Origin of the sequence: Dyadobacter crusticola DSM 16708, assembly GCF_000701505.1 — a bacterium.
GTDB classification, from domain to species: domain Bacteria; phylum Bacteroidota; class Bacteroidia; order Cytophagales; family Spirosomataceae; genus Dyadobacter; species Dyadobacter crusticola.
Map to the genome: position 1 here is coordinate 521,212 of NZ_KL370786.1, position 20,060 is coordinate 541,271.

At 45.1% G+C, this 20,060-nt stretch carries 13 protein-coding genes; 6 read left to right on the forward strand and 7 right to left on the reverse strand.

Translation table 11 applies throughout. The features are described from left to right. The first annotated feature begins 11 nt into the window (after positions 1–11). Both Q369_RS0124220 and Q369_RS0124225 read left to right on the forward strand, forming a co-directional pair. Positions 12–1,643 carry a glycosyltransferase family 39 protein gene (locus tag Q369_RS0124220; protein ID WP_031530305.1) on the forward strand — a complete coding sequence of 544 codons (1,632 nt, stop codon included), beginning with the start codon at positions 12–14 and terminating at the stop codon, positions 1,641–1,643. Then, a complete protein-coding gene (locus Q369_RS0124225; RefSeq protein ID WP_031530306.1) occupies positions 1,555–2,421 on the forward strand; it encodes a HEPN domain-containing protein in 867 nt (288 codons plus the stop codon). The genes Q369_RS0124220 and Q369_RS0124225 overlap by 89 nt, the downstream gene beginning before the upstream one ends. Before the next feature lie 11 nt (positions 2,422–2,432). Here the strand turns inward: Q369_RS0124225 and Q369_RS0124230 are convergent, their stop codons facing one another. Then, on the reverse strand, positions 2,433–3,908 hold the full coding sequence (locus tag Q369_RS0124230; RefSeq protein ID WP_031530307.1) for a hypothetical protein: 1,476 nt from the start codon (positions 3,906–3,908) through the stop codon (positions 2,433–2,435). After that, entirely contained in the window at positions 3,898–4,506 is a 609-nt protein-coding gene (locus Q369_RS0124235) for an RNA polymerase sigma factor (RefSeq protein WP_031530308.1), read from the reverse strand. Before Q369_RS0124235 ends, Q369_RS0124230 begins: the two co-directional genes overlap by 11 nt. A gap of 229 nt (positions 4,507–4,735) precedes the next feature. Here Q369_RS0124235 and Q369_RS0124240 point away from each other — a divergent pair, with 229 nt between their 5' ends. The 4 genes from Q369_RS0124240 (at position 4,736) to Q369_RS0124260 (ending at position 9,687) form a co-directional block, all read left to right on the forward strand. Then, positions 4,736–5,074: a hypothetical protein gene (locus Q369_RS0124240; protein ID WP_031530309.1), complete on the forward strand. Its 339-nt coding sequence runs from the start codon at positions 4,736–4,738 to the stop codon at positions 5,072–5,074. Positions 5,075–5,291: 217 nt separating this feature from the next. Next, positions 5,292–7,700: a TonB-dependent receptor gene (locus Q369_RS0124250; RefSeq protein ID WP_084165843.1), complete on the forward strand. Its 2,409-nt coding sequence runs from the start codon at positions 5,292–5,294 to the stop codon at positions 7,698–7,700. A 4-nt stretch (positions 7,701–7,704) separates the two neighbouring features. Further along, positions 7,705–8,541 (forward strand): DUF4249 domain-containing protein, encoded by an 837-nt coding sequence (locus Q369_RS0124255; RefSeq protein WP_031530311.1) that lies wholly within the window; start codon positions 7,705–7,707, stop codon positions 8,539–8,541. 375 nt (positions 8,542–8,916) lie between these two features. Continuing rightward, the gene (locus Q369_RS0124260) at positions 8,917–9,687 is read left to right on the forward strand and encodes a GntR family transcriptional regulator (protein WP_031530312.1); all 771 of its coding nucleotides are present in this window, start codon (positions 8,917–8,919) and stop codon (positions 9,685–9,687) included. Here the strand turns inward: Q369_RS0124260 and Q369_RS0124265 are convergent. The 5 genes from Q369_RS0124265 to Q369_RS0124285 are packed head-to-tail and all read right to left on the reverse strand — an operon-like array spanning position 9,678 to position 20,053. Continuing rightward, on the reverse strand, positions 9,678–10,379 hold the full coding sequence (locus Q369_RS0124265; RefSeq protein ID WP_031530313.1) for an SGNH/GDSL hydrolase family protein: 702 nt from the start codon (positions 10,377–10,379) through the stop codon (positions 9,678–9,680). The two genes, Q369_RS0124260 and Q369_RS0124265, sit on opposite strands and share 10 nt — an antisense overlap. After that, positions 10,376–13,216, reverse strand: coding sequence for a glycosyl hydrolase (locus tag Q369_RS0124270; RefSeq protein WP_031530314.1), 2,841 nt, complete (start codon positions 13,214–13,216; stop codon positions 10,376–10,378). Before Q369_RS0124270 ends, Q369_RS0124265 begins: the two co-directional genes overlap by 4 nt. A gap of 8 nt (positions 13,217–13,224) precedes the next feature. Beyond that, positions 13,225–16,083 (reverse strand): glycosyl hydrolase, encoded by a 2,859-nt coding sequence (locus tag Q369_RS0124275; RefSeq protein WP_031530315.1) that lies wholly within the window; start codon positions 16,081–16,083, stop codon positions 13,225–13,227. Between the two features lie 24 nt (positions 16,084–16,107). Further along, positions 16,108–18,630 (reverse strand): hypothetical protein, encoded by a 2,523-nt coding sequence (locus Q369_RS0124280; protein ID WP_031530316.1) that lies wholly within the window; start codon positions 18,628–18,630, stop codon positions 16,108–16,110. Continuing rightward, positions 18,617–20,053, reverse strand: coding sequence for a RagB/SusD family nutrient uptake outer membrane protein (locus tag Q369_RS0124285; protein WP_031530317.1), 1,437 nt, complete (start codon positions 20,051–20,053; stop codon positions 18,617–18,619). Before Q369_RS0124285 ends, Q369_RS0124280 begins: the two co-directional genes overlap by 14 nt. Between the last annotated feature and the right edge of the window lie 7 nt (positions 20,054–20,060).

The following is a 20,060-nucleotide window of genomic DNA, read 5'->3' on the forward strand; positions in this document are numbered from 1 at the left end:
TCGTATTACAAATGAAGTCGTCACTCAATCCAATAATTCAAATTATTTTCATTACGACGCTGATACGCATTCTATTAGCCACCTTTCTTAATCTTGGCAATGATGAAGTTTATTACTTTACTTACGCCGTACAACCCGACTGGAACCACTTTGATCACCCTCCGTTAATTGGTCTTTTCATTCGGCTGACTACGTTAAATCTGACCTGGATCAGTGATCTGTCTATGCGCTTAGCGGCAATTTTCGGAGCCGCTATCAATACATGGCTTATTGCCAAATGCACGGAGCAAATAGCCAATGAGAGGGCAGGCGTTTTCGCTTCCATTCTCTATAATGCTTCCATTTATACGAGTATCATTTCCGGACTTTTTATTTTGCCAGATTCTGTGCAGCTTGTGTTTTGGATGGCGGCGCTTTATGAAATGGTCAGGATAGTTGCCGCACCGGAAAATGCAGACCAAAACAAACGTATTTTGCTGGTTGGTATATGGACCGGCTTAGCAATGATGTGTAAAGTCCACGGTATTTTTCTTTGGGTTGGCTTTATAGGTTTCATTGTTTTTCATCGCCGCTCTTTACTGAAAAACCCGTTTCTATATTTGTCGGCTGGGATTACACTTCTCTTCGTTTCACCCATTCTCTATTGGAGTATCAATAATGATTTTATCACGTGGAGATTTCATAGTGGAAGAGTTACAGTTGACGAGGGCATTAATTTCAAGTCGCTCCTGGTAACAACAATCGGACAGATCCTATATTCGAATCCTGTGCAATTTGTGATATATGTCGTTAGCCTTACAGCATATGCAAAAAGGAAAAAGTTTATAGCAAGCCCCGCTATCCAATTGCTGTTATGGTGCAGCGTTCCGATTATTTTTGCAACAACTCTGGTTTCCCTATTCAGAAGCACGCTCCCTCATTGGAGCGGGCCAGGATTTCTGGGATTGATGATTGTTGCAGCGGTTTACATTGATTTCAGCCTGAATCAGTATTCAAAAAAAACTTATCGTTTTTTAAAAGCTGCTGTTTTGTTAACCAGCTTTGTCTGTGTTGCTGGCCCTTTGCTTATCTACTTTTTTCCGGGTACAACCTCAGATAAGGCTTCTCCCGAGACAGGCCAAAATGACCCGACCCTTGATTTGCGTGGCTGGGATGAACTGCTACCTGCTTTCGACAAGATTCGCAAGGATGATATTGCAAATAAAAGAATGTCCGAAGGCGATCCGATGGTTGCGCATAAGTGGTTTCCTGGCGGTCATATTTACTATTATGTAGCTTACCCTTTGAAAATGAGGTTTATCGGATTAGGGGACTTGAACGATCTGCATAAATTCCAATGGCTTAATTCGATCTATGGGTCTATCGAGCCCGGATCAAATGCCTATTATATTTCACCTTCTAATAATTTTACAGATCCAAAGGCACTCTATTCCGAGAAATTTGACACAATAGAAAAGGCCGCTATAATTACCCAAAAAAGAAGCGGAAAAGTTGCCCGTTACTGGTATGTTTACAGACTTAAAACATCAAAATTTCAAAAACTACCACACACGAATGAAAACTTCCCTTTCTCACCTCCCGCAAAACAAGCAAGACCAATTAAAAGCGCTTACCAAAATTGCCCTGGACAAAGTCGCGGCTGAAATGATCATTCTCTTCGGCAGCTATGCGCGGGGTGACTGGGTGGAGGATTACCAGGAGAAGTACGAGTATGTAAGCGATTTTGACATTCTGATTGTCACCAAAGACAGAAATTCCGCCAAACAGGTCAAGAAATCGCGTGAGCTGGATGAAGAACTGATGGCCAATGAAGACATCACCAGGACTAGCATTATCTACCACAGCATCGGTTTCGTGAACGACAAGATTGAACGGAATTACTACTTCTTTGTCGATATCCTGAAAGAAGGGATCATGCTTTTTGATTCCGGGAGATTCACCTTATCCGAACCGAAAGACCTTAATCCGGCGCAAAGGGTGGAGAAATCGACTGAGGAGTTTGAGCATTGGTTCAAATCTGCAACGCACTTTTTAGAAGGATATGAATTCTTCTATTCCAAAGGTGTGCAAGATGCCGATTATTATCGCAAAGCTGCATTCGAACTTCACCAAGCTACGGAACGATACTACGCAGCTATCCTTCTTGTTTTTACTGATTACAAGCCTAGAATACATGACATTGAGATTCTTGGAAATCAAGTTATTAAACAGCACGCAGAATTTGCTATTGTTTTTCCGATGACGACTGAGGAGGAAAAACGACTGTTTGTGCTGCTTAAAAAGGCGTATATCGATGCGCGGTATAACCGGAATTACAAGATTGAGAAGGCGGAGTTGGAGTATTTGGGGAGTCGGGTGGCGTTGTTGCGGGATTTGACGGAACGGATTTGCCGGGAGCGGATTGGGCAGCTGGGGTTATAACTCGTTAAAAGTCATTTATTTAATTTATACAAAGCCTGCACCCTAGCACCCCACGAAAGGTCTTTGCTGAAAAATTCTGTTTTACGTAATTGAGGACTAACGTAAGGACTTACCCTAAACAGGAACTTGTTCGAGCGACGCTCCAGCCCCAGGTTTATTGTAATATCGTTAAAAGGCTTTACGGCTAATTTTGCATTGTATTCTCCTTTATCAAAGGATTGACTGTCTTTCTTATAATCGAAATGGATGTCTTTTACGGAGTAAACTGAAAGATCGGTTCCTATTCCAAAACGTAGGGCCCAATTCGGAAGTATTTCGTAATGATATGCAATTGTTAAGGGAATTTGAACGAGCTGATAATTTTGTTCAATATTTAACAAATCAACATTTTGAGCCACGTACGGCGCATATAGGGCCCGGAAATCCTGGCCGGTCTGTAGACTATATTGCTCGGCAGTGTCATAACTCCTGGCGGTGATTTCAGTCCAGCGAGCACCGGCTTGAAAACTCCATTTAGGAGTGATCCGCAGCTCTCCAAAAAGTGAGCCTGCCACCTGTCTGTAACCTGCGTCAAGACTTCCACCCACATAATAATCCATCTTTTTAAGAACCAACTTCATTGATTCTGAGTAATATTTGGGTTTGTCTTTGCTAACAGCAGATAATTTCTCCGGCGTCTTTAAAACCGGTAGTTTTAAAGACGTAAATGAAAGATGAATGTTGCCAATACGGCTTAGCTCCGACAGTAGCCAGTTTTTGCTTTCCTTGGTTTGGGCCGCATTATTTGAATTGCCGGCGGTATTGGGTGAGTAATTTTCTATTGTCTTACCAGCTTTGGGAACGTCGCCGCTATTTGTGTATGCTGCCTTGTTAGCCGGATTATTGTCGTTACCAGTTATTTCGGATGTTCCTTTTTTAACTACGGTATTATTTGATCTGTTGGTATTCAATTCCGGGTCAGAAGTATTCCTCTGGGCAATGGATTTCGCGACCGTACCAGCCGTTTGATTCGGTGCAATGCCAGACGAATCTGCTGGTCTGAAGTTTGGATTCTTTACTAATTCATCCGTAAGCGGATCATTAATTGGCTGCTGCCTTTCGTTATGAGCATTATACTTGGTATAAAGCAACTGCTGATGATCACCAGCTGCAATGGTTTTTTCAATATATCGGTTAATGTACACGGTGTCTACTCGAAGAGTTGTTCTTTGAGTAGAATTTAGATCAAGAGAATCGATTCTGCCTTTTAAAGAGTCCAGAGCGGATAAGAGTTTTTTATTGGTTAGATTTTGAAAGTAGTTGAAGGTGAGAGAGCCAACCAGGAATGAAGCGGCCAACCCATAAATCAGGACTTTACTCCATGGAAAACGGGAAGTAACGTTACCGTTCGAGGAGACATAATTATATATCCGGTCTACTTCTTCATCGCTTGGATCTAAACCCAATAACTTTTTCCGGAATTCATCGTCAAATTGCTCAGTTTTCATTAAATCCCTTATTAGGCCAGTTATAAAGTTGATACAAATGCGGAAAGTTTAGTTTTATCATTGTCTGCAGCTTTCGTCTGGCATCCCTTAGGTTAGATTTTGATGTTCCTTCCTGGATACCAAGCATGTTCGCTATTTCTTTATGTGAATATCCATCAATTACAAAGAGTGTAAAAACCATTCTATAAGCCGGTGGAAGGCGTTGAACCATTATCAATATTTCCTGGCCAGATATTTCGCTTAAAATGTCATTACTCCAGTCCGCAACTTCCAGATCATCCAGACTAAGCTGCCCCTGCCATTTAAGATTCTTCCGGTAATAATCAATGGCCGTATTAATAGCAATTGTTCGAAACCATGCTTTGAAAGGTTGAGCTTTGTCATAGCTATGTAAATTGAGAAATACTTTTAAAAAGCAGTCGTTGACAATCTCTTCGGCTTCCTCAAAGGTAGCTGCATATCTAAGCGAAATGCTTTTGGCATATCCTGCAAATTGTCGGATCAGACATCGTTGTGCCTGAGCATTGCCATCCTTACAGGCATCCAAAATGCTTGACAGATCCTTTTCATCAAAGAGAGTTTTCCTTCTAAATAGCAATGGTAATTAGATTAGACATCCTCTTTTCCTTACGGAAGGTAATATGCAAAGGTGGGGTGTGATTCTATATTTTTTTAGAGAGGAAAGATTTTTAGCATTCACCCCACTATTTTTCCGGACAACCCGTAATGGCATTTGGAAACAGTGTGGCAGCAAAGGCAAGGATCCTACACCAGTTGCTGACGAAGGTACCACAATTGCCTGTACTTATGCTAAACGATCAACCTGTATGAAATTCAATTTGGATATCCTTAAATATCACCTGTTGGTTCAGCAAGGAATTCCTCCCGAACGTGTTAGCCTCGAAACTAATTTCAAGGCTGATCTGAAAATGTCTGATAACCAGATCAAACGGATGCTTGGTTTCGTCCAAGTGCAAACCGGGGTTATCTTTCCAGGCGATGCCACGTTTTATCTGACCGATGTTTTCGATCTGGTGATCCACATGATGATCCGTGCTGTGGAAGTCGAAATCAGTGACGAATATTTCAATTCAAGACCTGAGCCAGTGTGGCAAAATTTTCTCCGCACAAAGTTTATGCTTCCTGTGTATGCTCATCTTAACTAGTAGCCGATGATCATATATTAAGGGGGAGCGTATATTAATATCCGTTCGTCTGGGTCTACCTTTTTGACAAACAACAACGGGCTGCATCCAGTCCGTTTGTCGAACCGGTTTTTTGCCTCAACCATGAAGTCGCGTGGTGTATTCGCCCTTTATATCCGCTCGGAACCCATACAGTTTATTTTCCTCAATTTCAGATTAAAAAGTAAAAACAAATTTTATGAAAAAAACAAGTCAAGTTAAATCCCTGAGGTCAAGAAAAAGGCAGGCCTTACTAGTGGTGATGATGTTGTGTCCGGTATTCCTTTTTGCCCAGGCAAAATATACAATTAGTGGTGTAGTGAAGGATGTTGGCAACGGTGAAACACTCTTGGGGGCAACTGTCCTTTTAAAAGGTACTTCCATCGGAAGCACGACTAACGAATATGGTTTTTATTCTATCACAGCACCTGAAGGTGATTATACCTTAATCATTTCCTATTTGGGATTTACAACTCTTGAAAAGTCAGTTGACCTTACCTCTAATCAAAAGCTCAGCATTGAGCTCAGAGAGGATGACGCTCAATTAGATGAAGTGGTGATCACAGCTGAGGAAGCAAAGAAAGTCGACCTTCAAACACCTCAAATGAGCGTGGCAAAACTTTCGACCAAGGACATCAAACAGATACCTGTTGTTTTGGGTGAGGTAGACTTGATCAAGTCCATTCAATTGCTGCCGGGTGTTGCCAACGCCGGCGAAGGTGCATCAGGCTTCAATGTACGCGGTGGTGCGGAAGACCAAAACCTGATTCTTCTGGATGAAGCAATTATTTACAATGCTTCCCACTTGTTTGGTTTCTTTTCAGTATTCAATGCGGATGCCATTAAGGATGTTAAACTTTACAAGGGAGGCATTCCCGCACGTTTTGGAGGTCGAGCTTCTTCGGTACTGGATATACGTCAAAAGGATGGAAATAGTAAAGAATTTGAACTCACTGGCGGTATTGGTGCCATTTCCAGTCGTTTGGCGGCCGAAGGACCCATGTTTAAAGATAAAGGATCGTTTCTGATTGCTGGCAGGGCTTCTTATGTAAATATATTTTTAGGCTTGGCTAACGAAAGCAGCAGAGCCGGATTTTACGATTTGAATCTGAAAACAAATTATGAAATTGATGCGAAGAACAAACTGTATCTATCTGGCTATTTAGGAAATGATAACTTTAATCTGGCAGGACTTTTCACTAATTCATACGGAAACCTCTCAGGAAACTTGCGATGGAATCATATTTTTAGCAATAAGTTATTCTCCAATGCATCCTTAATATACAGTCGATATAATTATAACCTGGAAATTCCTATTGAGGGAATTGATTGGACCTCAGATATAAGCAATTATAATATGCGATATGATTTTGGATATTATGCAAGCGATAAATTAAAATTTGACTTTGGAGTAAATGGTATCTATTACAACTTCAATCCCGGTAGACTCAACCCTTTAAATGCAACTTCTGGTGTTAATGCGGAGAAATTAGACGACAAATTTGCTTTTGAAGCAGGAATTTATGCAAGTCTGGAACACAAGATTTCTGATAAGCTCACTGCGCAATATGGCTTGCGTTTTAGTTACTTTAATCGACTGGGAAAGCAAACCTTGAATAACTACGCCAATAATCTACCAGTAGTTTACAACGAGGAATTAGGCATTTATGAGCGCGCCGAGCCCATTTCTAACACCAGTTTCGGTAAGGGAAAAAGTATAGCTAACTTCAATAACTTAGAACCCCGGTTTGCACTTTCATATCAGCTTAACGAAAACTCTTCTGTTAAAGCAAGTTATAACCGAATGGCCCAATACCTGCATTTGATTTCCAACACCACATCCGCCACGCCATTGGATGTTTGGGCACCTAGCGGAAAGTTCATTAAGCCGCAAATTGCAGACCAATATGCTGTGGGCTACTTCCGAAATTTCAGCGAAAATATGTTCTCGATCGAAACCGAAGCCTATTACAAGACGATCGACAACAGGGTAGATTATATCAACGGCGCAGAACTTATAGCGCAAAACACCATTGAAACCGAAATTTTGACCGGCGAAGCCCGAGCTTATGGATTGGAATTTCTATTGCGGAAAAACCAGGGCGATTTTACAGGCTGGGTGGCGTATACGCTGTCGAAATCGCAACAGCGCACACCCGGAGGAGCAGCTGGCGGATTAGGTATTAATAATGGGAAATGGTATAACGCTTACTCGGACAGAACACACGACGTTTCTTTTACCGGAAGCTACAAACTCACCGGAAAGTGGCGTTTTGGGGCTAATATGGTATTCCAGACAGGGCGACCCGTTACCTATCCGAACGGACAATTTGTATACAACGGATTATCCGTGGCGACTTATTCTGAAAGGAATGCAGACAGATTGCCAGCCTACCACAGACTAGATCTTTCTGCGACTTTAACGCCTCAAAAAAATAAAAATAGGAAATGGAAAGGAGAATGGGTATTTGGAATTTACAACGCTTATAACCGAAAAAATGCAGCCTCTATTGCTTTTGGTCAAAATCACCAGACTGGCATAACTGAGGCCACTCGCACTTCCATATTTGGTATTGTCCCATCAGTAACATATAATTTTAATTTTTAAAACAATGAAAAACCTAAATATATACACCAGGTTAGGGGCGCTCCTTCTATTAATGGGATTTTTAAACTCGTGTACAGATGTCATAGATGTTAAAGTCCCGAACGGCGGCGCACGACTGGTGGTTGATGCTTCTATTAAGTGGCAGAAGGGTACTCCGGGAAAAACGCAAACCATTAATTTAAGAGAGTCAACTGCTTTTTTTGATAAGAATCCAGATGTCCCGGTTACAGGTGCCTCAGTAACAGTAACCAAAGAAAACGACGGATCCATATTTGTGTTTGCCGACCAGCATAATGGTAGTTACACCGCAACCGATTTTGTTCCGGAATTAAATGCATCGTACACCTTGAAAATTCTGTACAAAGGCAACTCCTACGCAGCAACCGAAACCTTAATTGCATCACCTGTTATTAATCGAGTGGAGCAAAAGATTGAAGGTTCTGATGGTGACACAGAAATTCTGATTCAGGCATTCTTTGACGACCCCAGAGGAGTTAAAAATTACTATTTGGGCGAATTTACTCCGTCTAATTTACCACTGCCGTCTCTTGCAGTTATTAATGATAAATTTACCGATGGCAACGAAAATTATATCGAAGGCGATAATGAAAGCTTTGTTGCCGGAGCAACTGTTGCAATTAATGTATATGGGGTTTCGAAACGATACTATGATTATTTAAACATATTGATTCAGCAATCTGGAAGTGATGAAGGCGGACCCTTTCCAACTATCCCTGTACCGTTAAAAGGAAACTGTACTAATGTCAATGATTCTAACGAAGAAGTATTGGGATACTTTAGGTTAGGTGAATTTGATACTGCATCATATTCGATTAATTAGCAGGCGCAAGATTTTTAAGCGCTTTTACTAGAAGAGTTTCCCGAAAATGTCAATGCCAACTAAGGCTAACAGGAGTTTTTGGAGGAGCAAATGGAAAAACTCAACGGAAAGTTGAGTAGGGCCGGGGAGCCGACTACTGTGTTGATCCCTGTAACCTTTATTTTGGATCATCAGGGGGGATAATTCACCGTACTCTTCGAATCTGGTAGAGGCTGTCCCACAATGGCGGCGACTGCCTGGTGCGATCGGCTTTAAGTGGATCCCCTCTGTATACGAGAAATCAGATAGGTTCCGATGCAGATCGAAAGACAATTACAAACGTAGTAGCTGTTATTTCTTTATTTTTGGCTTTTATTTGACACCATCTTCTCAGGAATGAATCTGAATATGAGGCCGAAGTTTCAAAGCATAAGCGATTCTGTAATAGAAAAGATCAAGTCTGGGGAATTGCAGCCTGGTGATAAGATACCATCTGAAAATGAGCTGATCAAGAGCTATAACGTCAGCAATACCACTGCAAGGAAGAGTCTTCTGGAAATTGAAAACAAAGGCTGGGCGAAACGCATTAAAGGAAAAGGCACGTTTGTGCTGAACCGTACTGTCGACCACCACCTGATCCGCACGTTAGGCTCCATTTATGCAACCCGCCGCGGGTTTCATGAAAGTTTGCTCGCGGAAGGTTTTGAACCCCACAACCTGGTACTTGAAAAAACAGTGCTCGACGACGGCATTTCGTCACAAATAGGAGGGAAGCATTTCATAATTGATGGTCCGGTATTGAAGATCCACCAGCTCCGCTATGCAGATGATGAGATCATTAAAGACGAAATCAAATACATTTCGTTGCGCTTATGCCCGAAGATCAACCGCATGCCTACGGAGATTTCTTATTTCAAAGTGTATGAAGATACGTATCGTCTTCGCATTGAAGAAGTAAAGCAAACGCTGGGCGTCGAGATCATGAACCCGGATTCTGAAACCAATAATTTTGAGCTGAATCATTCCACGCCGATGTTCATCCTGGACGGTGCGGTGATCTGCAAAGACGAAAAAGTAGTAGAAATAGAACGTTCCTACTATCGTGGCGACAAGTACAAATTCGCCATCAGCGCCAACCCGGATTACGGTGATTCTGATCAGAAATAAGGCAATAGTTCCTGTACAATGATCATGTGGCCTGCCTCGTTCGGATGATTTACAGAGGCCATTACTTCCGTCAACTTTCCTTTCGCGGCAAGTTCTTTAAACTTTGAATTTGGATCTGCCAGCCCCACCTTGTATTCGCTGGCAAGTGATTTGATCATCACAATGTAGGGTTCCAATGGATTTGCTGCATCATTAATGTCAATGCGCTGGTCGGGTGACGGGGTTAGTAAAACCACTTTAATATTCTTGTCCAAAGCAGCCTTAATCATTTTCTCCCAGGCTTCCTTCGCTTTGGCAAGATCAGAAAACCGGTCATTCAATGCGTAGTCAATGAAAAGCACATCCGGCTTGTGAGCCATCACATCGCTCTCAAAGCGGGCCTGGCCTTTGATCGAATTTTCTCCGCCAATCGCCGTGACGATCACATTAATAACTGCATACGGATACTTTTCTTCGAGCTTCTTCAAGATCAGATTTGGGTAGGATTGCAGCGTGTTCACCTCGTGCCTGTCGCCATACCCCGCCGACACGGAATGCCCGTGGAATACCAGGTTGATCGTCCTGTTTTTAGGCCACTGAATGGTCAGTTCATTTTTTATTTTTTCGAGATATTGAACCGGAACAGCAACTTGTGAATGTGCTGCAATTGGTAAGAACAAAATGAAAATCAACAGCTTAATAACTTCTCTCATGGTTTGAAAGTCTGAATGGATTCGATTGTTACGGGCCCAAGCAAGCCGGATTTTTTCAATGGGACCTCTCCCCAGGGCGTGAGGTTTTTGTTTGCTTTAACGATGTTGGTTTTAGTGAATTTCTCGCCTGTTATTGCGTCGCCGGTCAGTCGGTTCGACCAGGTATTGGCGACTTCAATACGCAGCCTATTTTCACCATTACTCACCAGGTCTGTTATATCAAAACGATGCGGTAACGTCCAGGTAATGCCCAAAGGTTTGTCGTTCAGCCACACTTCCGCCACTTCACTCACTTGGCCCAGATCCAGATAAATGCGCTTTCCTTTTTCAGGCATTTTAAATGTGAATTTCTTAGCATAAGTCGCAGTTCCCGAAAAATACTTGATCCCGTTCTGCTCCGCATCCGACCAGGAAATGAGTTTTGGGAAAACCGCCTGAGCCGGAGCTCCCCACTTTTCAGGGAACGACAAGTTCCATTCACCTTTCATTTCCATCTTTTCGGGCGCACTGGTTATGTTAACCGAATTTTTACCCGTTTTCAGTTGATGGGTTCCTGCTTCAAGAAAAGTCAACTGGTTGCCCGCATAAGTTAATAGAGGAGGATTCGCGTTGTTAGAAGTTATTTCGGTGAAATGCGGCTTGGCCGTTCCTTCTGAGAAAACAACAAAATAGGTCCCAAACGGAGGTAAAGTCAATGGCAAATCCATTTGTTTCCCGCGTTGTTCAAACACACTCACGGCATGCACCTCCCCATTTACCGGGTCCCAGATTTCAGGTACTTTATTTTCCTGACGAAAGGAGCATTGCCGCGAAACCCATGCATCCGTCGCATTTCTGATCAGATAAAAATCCTGCTTATCCTGTCGGTAATGAATGTAATCCAGCGTCCCTTTTTCCTGGTCTTTATAGCTGAAATCGGGCGGAATGTTCAAAGCTGCCGCAACATTTTCATTCACGATAATGCCGCCCTGCTTTTTTAATTTATCCAGTTTCGCCTGGGCTTCTGCGCCAACCGTCTTGCCTTTACCAATGGATAGAACCTTGTACCTGCCCACGCCCGGCAGCACCCATTCGCCATTTTCAACGGTCAGGTCTCTGAGCAAAATTTCGGTATTCATTACCTCATAATCAAACCCGTTTCCAGCTTTGAAGACTACGTTTTTAGGTGGAACGAGATTGGGAATGTCGTCTCCATAATAGTAAAGTACATCCGCCGCAAACTTGGCATTCTGAAAAATGTACGAAATGCGGCTGAGGTAATCGTTAAAAGGTTTAATTTTCGGCCACCACGTATTTCTGTCGTTGAAATGCGTACCGGCAAAGTAGGCGATACCCGGGTAGCCCATTTCCTTTGGATTATGCGGAAAGCCGTGAATCACGAGCCTGTTCATCCCCTCGGAAAACGCGCGGTCGGCGTGGGTTTTCAGATCAGCCGGGCCTTCCTGCCAATCCAGATAACTCGTAAATGCCTCTTCTTCCGCGATATTCAGCTTGTAAATGTTGGCCGCCGCTGCAATCTCTTTCACCAACCAAACCATGTCAACAATGCCTTGTTTGTCGTAATAGGGACGTTTGTACCAAAATTCGCCGCGTGGTACATCCAGCGAACCCAATGCTTTCAAGGTTTCCACCGGAATATGATGCATATGCCCCGGCCCGCCTGCTTCCGATATGATTTTCAGACCATGTTGATTGGAAATCTCTTTCGCTTTTTTGTAATGATTGTGGATCATCAGCTCCGAGAACGTCTTCAAAAAATCGGTATTGAATGTGTCCGCCGTCTTCTTTGCAAACAGTTTTTGATCATAAATCGCGGGCAGGAATTTATAAATGTCATAACCATTAATTCGCTTGAAAGCTGCTGGCAATGAATTCGTCCACGCAAACTCTTTCGCCTCATAACTAGCCAGATACAGGTTTTTCAAGGCAGTTTTTGAAAAATCTCCCAGCAATGGTTTCAGCTTATTGATAAAATACATCAAATGCATTTCCGTCGCAGTGGAGTCGAAATGATCGAGAATGGGTCCGGCCGACTTTTCCGAAGGACGGATCAGTTGTTCGCCCGAATTCGAGCAGATGTAGCGGTAGATGTCCCAGTTTCCAGCGGGAGCTTTCCAGCTGAGCATTTCCGTTTCTACATTGTAAAAAGCCGTTACATTCACAATTTCAGACGTATCCGCCAGGTTTTGCGCGCCAGCGGGTACAGCAATCACAGCCACTTCCTGTCTGAAAACCGGTTTCCCGTCTTTCCCATATTCGATCAGCCGCGGTTTGCCGGCACGGTCGGGCGTTATAGTGGGGAATGGCAGTCGAAGTTGCGCAGCTTCCTTGCTGGTCGCAGTTGTTTTTGAAAAATATAGAGTCTTGGAAGCAAACCTTGGTTCTACCCAGCTGCCGCCCGCATTCCAGCTGCTGGCCAGGTTTAGTCCCACTTCCAAGCCAAGCTTACCCGCCTCAGTAATAGCAAAATGTATCGCTTTCAATGAAGAGTCGCTCATGAATGCAGGACCCGCAGGGATAATGTGATTTGGATCGCTGGCCGGTGGCAAGCCAATTTCAAAAAGATCGACGCCGCCCAGTCCCGCATTTTTCACGGCCAGCAACTCCTCTTTCAACCTCGCCTGATCGGTATACCCGTTCAGCCACCACCAGTACACTTTCGGACGCGCAGTACCTATCGGATTCGCAAAGCCTTTTTTTAATTCGTGTTTAATTCGCGGCCGCCGCTGCGGTGCATCCGTGGCATCCCCTACCTGACTATAAGATGGAACAGCAACAAATACTACCGCAAACCAAAATGCAACAAAAAAACGGCAAAGGAGGGTTTTGAATTTCATAACAGAGTTTAGTTAATGATCGTAACCGTTTTGATAGTCACAGGTCCAAGAATTCCGGAAGGTACCAGCGGCGTTTCTGTCCACAGCAACTCGCGTGAGCCGCGTACATTCAGGTTGGTTTTCGTGTACTTTTTCTCGCTCGTAATGTCGCCGATAATGCGGTTAGCCCAGGTGTTGATCACCTCAACGCGCAGCTCGTTTTTTCCAGTTTTCAACGCACCTGTTACATCAAATTGATACGGTTTCGTCCAGCCAATGCCCAGCGATTGCCCGTTCAGCCACACTTCACATACTTTGGAAACATCACCCAGATCCAGATAAATGCGGCTGTTTTTGCCAGCCGTCAGATTACTGTTGAACGTTTTGGAATAAACGGCTGAGCCGGAATAATAGCGGATACCCTCGTTATCCGACTTTGTCCAGGATATCAGCTCAGGGAAAGTAGTTTTTTCAGGCGCGCCCCAGTTTTTGGCAAAAGAAATGTCCCAGGCGCCGGTAATGGTTTGTGTTTTGGCCAGATTATTAATGGTCAGGTTCCTGCCGTTCTTAACCAATGTCAGTGTCCCATTCTCGGGGAGCAGAATGCCATTTTGAACATATTCGAAAGCTGGTAAAACTGCACCTGAGCGAATGGAAGTATAATTCGCAGGTCTTTTATCATTTGTAAAAACAATAAAAACAGAGCCAAACGGCGGCAGTGAAACGGGCACTTCAATGTGCTTTTCGGCCTGATTAAATACAGAAATGGGAACGACCTTTCCAGTCATCGGATCCCAGAGCTGCGGTGACTTACCCGTTTGCCGGAATGAACAAATGCGTGTCACCGTTTCTTTGCCCGTGTTCCGGATAAAATAGAAATCCTGATCTCCCTTTTTGTGGTGAATAAAATCCAGTACCGGCTGGTCGCGGTGCATATAGTCGAGCCGCGCGGACTGTTTATCGGGATAGTCAAAATCAGGCCCGATGCCTTTCGATTTCAGCATTTCACCAATCCGTCCAGCTGGCATTGCGTCTGTGATCACCGCGCCATCCTGCCGAAGCTGTTCAATTTTCTTTAAGATCGCCGGATTTTTACCCGAAATGTTATCCAGCGCCAAAACCTTGAACTGCGCACCATAAGGCAATGTGAGCAGTCCATTCTTCACGGTCAGATCTCGCAGCAGAATTTCGGTATTGATAATTTCATAGTCATATCCCGAGCCAACTGCAAACCGGGTGTTTTTGGGCGTAACGAAATTAGGCACCTTGTCTCCGTAATAATACAGCACATCCGCCACAAAATCAGTCTCTTGAAGTATGTAGGAAACGCGGGCGAGGTGGTCGTTAAATGGTTTTACTTTCGGCCACCATGTGGTTTTGTCATTGAAATGCGTTCCGGCTGCATAGTAAATGCCCGGGTATCCCACTCCGTGGGGATTATGCGTAAAGCCGTGAATCACCGCGCGGTTCATGCCTTCGCAAAAGGCGCGGTCGCCATTCGGCTTCATATCACCCGGGCCTTCCTGCCAGTTCTGAAAGCTCGTGAATGCTTCCAGCTCCGTAATTTTCCGTTGGTAAATGTGCGAAGCCGCGGCAATTTCCTTCACCAGCATGAGCAGGTCAATGCTGTCGGGCGTGGCGTCGTATTGCGAATGATTAATCCAGAATTCGCCGCGGGGAACATCCAGCGCACCCAAAGCCTTGATCGATTCCACCGGCACATGATGCAAAGGAGGCCCCGGTCCGCCTGATTCGGAGATCAGGTTCAAGCCGTAACGATTCGCAATTTCCCTGCCTTTCCGGTAGTGATTGTTGATCATCAGTTCGGAAATCGTCAGGTCAAAATCCTTCTTGAACTGGTCTGACTGCGCAGGGTTAAATGCATTTTGATCAAATAACGCGGGTAAAAATTTACTGACATCGTACCCATTCAACTTCCGGAACTCGCCTGCAAGTGACGGTGTCCAGATGGTTCCGGTTGCTTCGAAACTGGCCAGATAGAAGTTTTTCAGTCCCGTTTTCCTGAAATCGCCGAGTAAGGGTTTGAGCTTATTTATGAAATACTCGAAATGAACACGGGTGGCCGTCGAGTCAAAATGGTCGATGATCAAACCTTTGGAATTGGGGCTGGGCAGTTTCAGCTGCTCGCCGGAACTGGCGCACACATAGCGAAATATCTCCCAATCGCCCGCAGGCGCCTGCCATTTCAAAGTTTCTGTTTTAGGATCAAAAAAGCGGGATACATTGATGATCGCAGCAGTATCCAGAAAGCTGCCGCTTTTCTGAGCCGGAATCGCAAGTACTGCTACTTCCTCCCGATAAACAGGCTTCCCATCCGCCGCAAACGCGATGGCGCGTTCCTTTCCTTTTTCATCTTTCTTGGAAATCTCCGGAAAGGGTAGCTTTGTCGCATTGTCAGCGGCTTTTTCGAATTTTGTTTTCGAAAAATAGAGCGATTTCGCTCCATGTTCAGACTTGATCCAAGTGCCGCCCGCATTCCAGCTGCTCGATAAATTCAGCCCGACTTCCAAACCCAGCTTAGTCGCTTCCTTAATCGCAAAGGCAATGGTTTTCAATGAAGAGTCACTCATAAAAGCAGGTCCCGCCGGGACAACCCCATCCGGCCGAAAGCCAATCTCAAAAATATCAACCCCACCCAATCCGGCATTCTTAATCGCAACCAACTCCTCTTTGAGCCTCGCCTGATCGGTATACCCATTCAGCCACCACCAATAAACCTTAGGCCGCGCCGTCCCAGTCGGGTTCCCAAATCCATTTTGTAATTCGTGCCCTTTTCGAGTCTTCGTGGCATTTAAAACCTGACAAACAGACTCAAACGACCACAAAAACAGCATCCCCGCAGCCAGTGGAAAAATAAATTTCTTCATAATGAAGGATCTAGAAACAGCAACTCACCAGGAAACCACCAAACTCCCCGTTATGTTTTCAACCACAAAATGTTTCCCCAATTTCGAATCGCCTTCCTTAAAAGTGATCTTGCCTTCTTTCCAGGGATAGTTCGCATTCAGATAAGCGTGAAAATCTTTCGCAGTCACCTTATCGTCCGCATAAATCCGAACCGTAGCATTCTTCAAGCCACTCACTCTGTACCGTTTAGAGATACCCAGCTCGCCTGAATGCAATTCTTTGTAAGAAACGATCCCGTCATTTTGCTCAATAAAAACACGTGACTCCCGATTCCAGGAAGTCGGCAAAGTGTACGCAGAATGTCCCTTATCCAGCTTGGTTTCAAGCCCCAAAAGCAGCGGCGCACCTTGCGGCAATTTGAACGTGTTGCGGATCGTGCTATTCGGATTATAGCCAGAGAAAATGAACGCATTATTACTTCTGGAAACCGTCAAAACCGGGTTTTTTACACTCGGATCTTCTTTTTCAATGGCGAAAGTCATTCCAAATTCCTGCAAGATGTAGCGCATCAAGAGTGGCCCGGTAAAAAGTTTGGAAGGATCATCGGGTGTCAGCAATTTGCCGCCGGTAAACTTGCTCGAATTCGTCCCGCGCACATATGCCACTTTGCCGCCCTTCCAATCCGGTTTTTGCCTCACCCAAGCCGCATCGCGCGACTGGCCGGACTGCGTCATCTGCGCCAGGATCTTTGTCCCTGCATCTTTCGCGTCTTTCACATTCGTAGCAATGCCGCCGCCCGAAAACAGCGCGCTGTGGACGATCTTGGTTGGATAGGCGACACTCATTTTATCTCCCGCATAAGTGGATTTAATGTTAAACTCACCATCCAATGCTGCTGCATTCTGCAAATTCAACAAATCAAGAAACGCTTTCCCGGCATGACCAGCCGGCCCGTAGACGAGCAGCTTCCCGCCATTTTGTACAAAGGAAATCAGCGACTTTTCCAGCTCAGAATCGGGATCCGGCACTATGGTGACCAGCACCGATTCTTTGAAAGATGCGGGATTGTTCTTGATCACATTTTGAAATGAACCCGTCGAAACGACTGTATTCAGCGGCATTCCGTTGTTAATAGCCTGGCGGATCAGCCAGTCGCCGTAATAGATTTCCGGCAGCCGGTCTTTGTATTTGTAAGCCCATTCGTGGTATTCGTCAAACGGATACACCCACACCAGCGGACCCGGCGCGGTTGGTGAATCGTACCTGCCTTTGAGAATATGCGGGGTAACTTCATCAGGAACCTGCGTGGGCATGTTGCCGTAAGAATCGTCAATGCTCAGGAAATTCAAATGCGTTGGCAGCTTTACTTCTCCTTTTTTATTGATCCGGGAAACGGCCATCGGCAGGTAAATATCGTGCGGCTCACGTCCGTAACGGTCCAGCCAAGGGCTGTTGAGCCACCACGGATCGTGCGTATAATACCGGAAAAGGTAGCGCTCATCGGGCAGCTCGGCCATTCTCGACATATACCCCACCATTTCCAAACCAAAATCACCGTCCAATGCAGCCCACGGAGAATTCGGCGGGGGCAACAGATTTTTGTCTTTATAAATCGATTTCAAATCAACCCCGTCCCGCGCCAGGTCTGCACCCGTTGAAAGGTTTGTTCCCCTGGTTTGAATCTGTATATCAGGACATTCCGCCCGGAAGTATCTCCAAAAACCTGCGATTTTATCCTTGGTAGCATCCAATTTCGCCTGATCAAAACCCTTCCCATCGAAGATCGCGCCCGTGGAAGACCAGCCTTCTACGCCAAAGCCAAAACCATTGCTTAGCCATAGAAAGTCAAAGCCCATATCAGCCAGGAAACGCTTGCTTTGTCTGCCGAGGAATGTGCCAAATGGCGTGTTCGCCGGGATACCTTTCGGAAATTCGGCATAAGATTCACTGTCTGCATTCAACACCGAGTAGCAGCTCACCATGGTGTTATGCCCCATTGCGCTGCCGCCCAGGATCTCGGGATGTTTTTTGTACTTGAAGTCAGACTTGGCAAACTCCGGTCCCGGATCAAATGTTTCACCCACCAGAATCGGTTTGCCCGTCACTTTTTTTCCTTCTTCTTTTAATGTCTGAACAATGAATTTCAGGTCGCCGTATGTGAATTTGGGAGGGTCGGGGAGGTATAAGTAAGCGCGCTCGTGAATCGATAATTCCTTTGGGCCGGAGTTCACGGCATGCTTTGTATTGGGGTTACCCATATACTGCGCCCATTCCAGCGGCTGCGTCGGAGTACCTTTATAGTCAAGAATTTCCGATCCGTCGCCCGTCCACAACATGACCGAAACCGTGTCCGTATGACGCAGCAGCGAATGCCATTGGACGAACATTTCCCTGGCAACTTCGCGGATATAGGCTTTGTCATTTTTCTTGAAAGGTTTCAGCGAAACCTCCAAGGTAATGTTGTTGAAATTTTTGCCTTTGAGTGTTGCGAGCTCATACTGCGCATGAACCCGGGTAAGGCTCATGCAGAATATGAAGAAGACTATTAACGACTTAATACCCTGCATTTTGTTTCAGTTTACTGTTCAATTCGATTTCTGCCAATGGGATCGGGAAAAGGACTTCGTGCTCGGCTACCGAGAAATTCTGATTTTTACTCGTATAATATGTATTCAGAACTTCCCTGGCGCGTCCTGTCCGGATCAGGTCAAACCAGCGCTGGCCTTCAAACATGAATTCAACCCGCCGCTCTTTTTCCATTGCCGTGCGAAACTGTGCCTGGTTTAACCCAGCCAGCTCAGGCAATCCGACCCGCGTGCGGATCGTATTCAAAAAGGGCAGCGCCTGAACCGTTTTACTTTGTTCATTCAAAGCCTCGGCGTACATCAGCAGCACATCTGCATAGCGCATTACCGTGAATGCAACTGCGCCATCGGAGGTTTCCACGACTTTAAAATCCACGAATTTCAATGCATAACGCGCCGGAGATTTGCTGCCATTGATCAGCCGCACCGAGTCGTTTACTGAGGTTGCTTTTCTTTTGTCGCCCGTCTCATAAGCATTAAATAAGCTCAGTGACGGCGTAATGCGGCCGGAGCCTTGCAGGTTATTAGGGAAAATCGCCATGCTGGTAATAGCCGGCGTGAAAAGTGCGGAATAATTGTTACCCAGGCTGCGGCCACGGATAAACTGTATCTCAAAAAGCGATTCTTTCAAATTGTTATTTCCTTCTGAAAACAAAGCCGCATAGTTCTCGTGAAGACTGTATTGGTTCAAATCAATGACCTCTTTCAGTTTGGCTTCTGCCGCTGCATAGTTCCTCCGCGTCAAATGCACCTTTCCGATCAAAGCCTTTACAGTTCCGATCGACGCGTGCGTTTTATCGTTGTTTAAAGTGGCCGGCATCAACCCTTCTGCGCTTGTCAGATCACTCATTATCAACTCATAAACCTGATCGACAGGCTTGCGGCTGAGGTCTGCGGCCTGTATTTCGCCCGGGTTACCGAATTCCTGTTCAGTAATGGGCACATCGCCGAAAAGCTGCACCAGATAAAAATAGCTGAACGCCCGCAGGAAGCGCGTCTCGCCGATGATCTTGTTTTTGGCAGCTGCATCAAAATCGACGCTTTCAATGCGGTTCAGGATCGTGTTGCATCTAGAAATCGTCACAAAGCAGGTGTTCCAGATACCTCTTACCATGTTGTTTGTAGAAGTCAATGCGTTTTGCTCAAACTGCATTTCATCCACAGTTGGCGAGGACCAGTTGATCTCCGCATTGTCGGTCCGGAGCTCGGCTGCATACAGGATGGCGCTGCCGCTGTAAAGACCGCGAAAACTGCTGTATGCACCAATCAGAGCTCTTTCAAAATCGTTTTGGGTTTTGTAAAAAACATTATTGCTGATCTGATGCTCGGGAACCAGGTCCAGAAAATCGTTACAGGATGAAAGGCTGGTCAGCATCAATACCAGCGCGAGAATATTCCTTTTCATAGCATTC

What these genes read in the sequence shown, in the direction of transcription:
- Q369_RS0124240 (WP_031530309.1), top strand. Translation starts at nt 4,736, where the DNA reads ATGAAATTCAATTTGGATATCCTTAAATATCACCTGTTGGTTCAGCAA.
- Q369_RS0124260 (WP_031530312.1), top strand. Translation starts at nt 8,917, where the DNA reads ATGAATCTGAATATGAGGCCGAAGTTTCAAAGCATAAGCGATTCTGTA.
- Q369_RS0124220 (WP_031530305.1), top strand. Translation starts at nt 12, where the DNA reads ATGAAGTCGTCACTCAATCCAATAATTCAAATTATTTTCATTACGACG.
- Q369_RS0124225 (WP_031530306.1), top strand. Translation starts at nt 1,555, where the DNA reads ATGAAAACTTCCCTTTCTCACCTCCCGCAAAACAAGCAAGACCAATTA.
- Q369_RS0124255 (WP_031530311.1), top strand. Translation starts at nt 7,705, where the DNA reads ATGAAAAACCTAAATATATACACCAGGTTAGGGGCGCTCCTTCTATTA.
- Q369_RS0124265 (WP_031530313.1), bottom strand. Translation starts at nt 10,379, where the DNA reads ATGAGAGAAGTTATTAAGCTGTTGATTTTCATTTTGTTCTTACCAATT.
- Q369_RS0124270 (WP_031530314.1), bottom strand. Translation starts at nt 13,216, where the DNA reads ATGAAATTCAAAACCCTCCTTTGCCGTTTTTTTGTTGCATTTTGGTTT.
- Q369_RS0124285 (WP_031530317.1), bottom strand. Translation starts at nt 20,053, where the DNA reads ATGAAAAGGAATATTCTCGCGCTGGTATTGATGCTGACCAGCCTTTCA.
- Q369_RS0124275 (WP_031530315.1), bottom strand. Translation starts at nt 16,083, where the DNA reads ATGAAGAAATTTATTTTTCCACTGGCTGCGGGGATGCTGTTTTTGTGG.
- Q369_RS0124230 (WP_031530307.1), bottom strand. Translation starts at nt 3,908, where the DNA reads ATGAAAACTGAGCAATTTGACGATGAATTCCGGAAAAAGTTATTGGGT.
- Q369_RS0124250 (WP_084165843.1), top strand. Translation starts at nt 5,292, where the DNA reads ATGAAAAAAACAAGTCAAGTTAAATCCCTGAGGTCAAGAAAAAGGCAG.
- Q369_RS0124280 (WP_031530316.1), bottom strand. Translation starts at nt 18,630, where the DNA reads ATGCAGGGTATTAAGTCGTTAATAGTCTTCTTCATATTCTGCATGAGC.